The organism is Bartonella sp. TT67HLJMS (genome assembly GCF_042193375.1).
GTDB classification, from domain to species: Bacteria; Pseudomonadota; Alphaproteobacteria; order Rhizobiales; family Rhizobiaceae; genus Bartonella; species Bartonella grahamii.
Map to the genome: position 1 here is coordinate 1 of NZ_JBHILP010000026.1, position 3,981 is coordinate 3,981.

Genomic DNA, 3,981 nt, shown 5'->3' on the forward strand with positions numbered 1-3,981 from the left:
ATATCAACATTCACTTCCATAATGACGTTCGTGGCGTGTATAGTTTTAAAGCTATAAATAGTATAAATCTATTATGCACCACCATCTTTAAAGCTTGTGAAGGAGCAAGAGGGGACCATCATACGCTTTTTCAGCCTCTAATGTTACGATAGAGCTTTTGATATTTGAGAATCTTTACAAAAAGCATTTTTAGTTTTTTTAAGTGTTTTTACACGTTAATTTCTTTTGTGAATTATCTCAAGTGCCAAGAGCTATCTCAATATTGTAAGGGGATAAATGATTATGCTCATTTGCGCTTTTATTAAGCGTGGGGATCGCCGTGCTCAGCAGATGAAAAATTTTTATCTGTAAAAGTAAACAATATTGTAGACTGTGCAATGCGTTCAGAATTTTCTTCTATGCGTACAAAGTTATTGCTTATGGAAGTATGTGAAGATGAGATTATTGTGATAATAATTTTGTAGTTCTATTAAGGCTTTAGTGCGTTAAGCGTAGGTATTTTGAGGTATGATATTATAAGGATTTTACTATTTTTCTGGAGCTAGATTATCACTTTTATTATGGTGATTTCTTAACAAGAAATGTTCTTTTATCTCGTTTAATTTTTTATGCTGGTTACAATATTGAGCGAATCAAAAATTAATTCATAAAGCTTATGACAATGCTCGTAAGGGGATATCTTTTTTCTTTCTATAGAGATATGCATTGATGGAATCAAAAAGACGAGAGTTATGATAAAGACATTTCATTATAGAAAAATTGCTCAAGATGGGTATGCACGTCGAGGCGAAATTATAACGGGGCGAGGATGTGTTCGTACACCCGCATTTATGCCTGTTGGAACGGCGGGAACCGTTAAGGCTATGTATATGGATCAGATACGTGATCTTGGTGCAGATATCATTTTAGGGAATACTTATCATTTAATGTTACGCCCAGGAGCTGAACGTGTTGCGCGTTTGGGAGGATTACATGAATTTTCACGCTGGAGCGGACCTATTTTAACCGATTCTGGTGGCTTTCAGGTTATGTCATTGGCGGGAATCCGTAAAATTACTGAACAAGGTGTGATTTTTCGCTCTTACATTAATGGAGCTTACTATGAAATGAGTCCAGAGCGTTCTATCGAAATTCAAGAACTTCTTGGTGCGGATATCCAGATGCAGTTGGATCAATGTATTGCATTACCTGCAACTGAAAAAGAAATGGAAGAAGCTATGGAACTTTCATTGCGGTGGGCGCAGCGTTGTAAAACAGCTTTTGGAGATCAGCCCAATAAAGCATTGTTTGGGATTGTTCAAGGTGGTGATAATATGAAACTGCGTGAACGTTCTGCTCAAGCATTAAAAGAAATGGATTTAAAAGGTTACGCTATTGGAGGGCTTGCTGTTGGTGAGCCGCAGAGTGTTATGACAGCAGTATTGGATACTACTTGTCCGATTTTACCAGAGGATAAACCACGCTATCTTATGGGGGTAGGGACACCTGATGATATTTTACAAAGTGTTGCTCGTGGTGTTGATATGTTTGATTGTGTTATGCCGACGCGTGCAGGACGTCATGGTTTAGCTTTTACCCGCTTTGGTAGAATTAATTTGCGTAATGCGCGTTATGCAGAAGATCCACATCCTCTTGATCCGCAGTCACTTTGTCCAGCAGCACATGATTATAGTTGTGCTTATTTGCATCATTTGATCAAATCTGGTGAATCTCTTGGGGGTATGTTGTTGACTTGGAATAATCTTTTTTATTATCAACAACTGATGCAGGGAATTCGTGATGCCATTGAAGAAGGCTGTTATGCTGATTTTTGCGCTGAAACGCGTGCTCTATGGGCACAAGGACGCTAAAATATTAATCGTAATATAGCGTTCCATTTTTTTATTGAATTTATTCTTTCACTTACAAATTTAGCTAAAAATATGAAATTAGAAACACCTTCCAAAATTATAAATTCCACTATCCTAAGATATAGAAGTGCGGTTTTATAGGGCATATATTCTTTTTCTAATTACTATATAAAACAGAAACTGTTACTCCGGTACGCGCTACCTGATCCGGAGAAAAACAGTTTATTTCTGTTTCTGATGACTGTTTAAAGCAACAATGTTAATGAGGCGTTAGCGAACTCTTAAAGAAGTATGAAAATTGTATTTTTATGAGCTAATTTGTGTTTTTTATTACTAAAGGTAAAGAATAGGTTATATACAATCGAATAGATAAATTTTTAGAAAATTAAAAGAAAACTAAAATAAGATTACAACATTTTAAATATTATAATTATATATTTTAAGTTTTTATTATTTTTATATCTTAATAATAATTATTATTTATAATATAGTTATATATTTTAAGTCATAAAAAATTTAAATATTAATCACGACAATTAGCACATTTATAAAATATCGATGAATATATTGAGATAAAAATTATTATATTTGTTTTCTGCTCTGTTTATATAATTTATCTGAAAATAAGCATAATATATTTAATTGAATATTTTAATTTAAAGATAATGAGTTAGATATCTGATGCGATTCCTCTGTTAGAGGAGGGAGGGGTTAAAGATGCCTAAAAGAGGATATTTAATAAATCTAGAAACCAAGCACTATTATCATGAGAATTTTAAAAGATTCTATAATAATTTATAAGAATGGCGTAAAGTTGAAATTATAGCTTATCAATTTGGATGATCTGCATTTAGATAACAAAAACAATGCAACAATAATTTTGGGAGAAGTTTTATCTTTGTATCAAGATAATGATGAGATGTGGTTCACTTGTTTGAAGTGCATTATTCGACAAATTTTAGAATTATTTATAGGGTATGGTATATCGTTGCAAATAAAGGTTTCACTGTAAAATTGGAACTGCTGGAAATAGAAGACAAAGTTTATTGTTTGGCAGATATGATAAAAATAGGTGAATACGTTTATAACCTTGAGGGTTTCAAAGATTTTCCATTAAAGAATCTTACCTAAATCTTCATAAAATGCTTTATATATCAAAATATTTCTAAAACTTTATTGGGGACTATTGAGCATGCGTATAACAATGTTTTGAATTTTTGTTTGTGTGTATTACAGATATCTACAGTTAAAACTCCTATCCAGAAGTGATGATATGAGGGATTCTTATAAACAAAAGGTTCTTGCATTGGAAATTGATTCGAGAATACGGCGTTTAATAATTTTAGCTCTTGCCGTGGGGAGTTTTGCTATTGGTACTGCAGAGTTTGTTGCAATGGGGCTACTGCCAGAGATGGCACGAAGTTCATATGTTGATATTCCTACCGCTGGTCAATATATTTCTGCTTATGCATTAGGAGTTGTGATTGGAGCACCTCTTTTAGCTGTGGCAACAGCTCAGGTATCACGCAAAACTGTTTTGATAGGATTGATGCTTTTTTATGCTTTAGCAAATATTGCTAGTGCCTTTGTTTCTGATTTTAGCATATTAGTAGTATTACGCTTTCTCAGTGGACTTCCCCATGGAATCTATTTTGGACTTGCGGCTATGGTTGCCTCTTCAATGGTAGAAATGAAAGAACGTTCTAAAGCTGTTGGATATGTTATGCTTGGCTTAACAATTGCAACCGTTTTGGGAGCACCCAGTGCTACTTGGATTGGTCAACTTATTGGTTGGCAGATTGCTTTTGTCCTTGTGGGTATGATTGCTTTATTATGTTGTTTGCTTATTTGGAATTTTTTACCTTGTGATTTAAGTTTTCCAAAAACGAATCCTTTGCACGAAATGGGTGCATTAAAGCAAAAGCAGGTATGGCTTCTTTTGTTGATGGTTTCGGTGGGAGCGTCAGGATTATTTTCTGTTTTTACTTATATCAAGTCAACATTAATGCATATTTCTGGTGTTTCACTTGAGTGGGTACCATTTATCATGCCGTTAGTTGGATTGGGAATGGTGGTAGGAAATCTCTTGGGACCTAAATTAGCTGTTAAAATTGGTATTTCGCCGATGATA

General features: G+C 34.1%; 2 protein-coding genes. Both read left to right on the top strand.

What is annotated here, in order from left to right; translation table 11 throughout:
- Positions 1-731: 731 nt before the first annotated feature.
- A complete protein-coding gene (gene tgt, locus ACFIJQ_RS08730) occupies positions 732-1,850 on the top strand; it encodes a tRNA guanosine(34) transglycosylase Tgt (protein WP_375619866.1) in 1,119 nt (372 codons plus the stop codon).
- Between the two features lie 1,273 nt (positions 1,851-3,123).
- A partial coding sequence (locus ACFIJQ_RS08735; RefSeq protein ID WP_375629942.1) for an MFS transporter occupies positions 3,124-3,981 on the top strand: 858 nt, incomplete at its 3' end.

Excerpts from the sequence above, each read along its gene's own strand:
- tgt (WP_375619866.1), top strand. The coding sequence starts at position 732 with ATGATAAAGACATTTCATTATAGAAAAATTGCTCAAGATGGGTATGCA.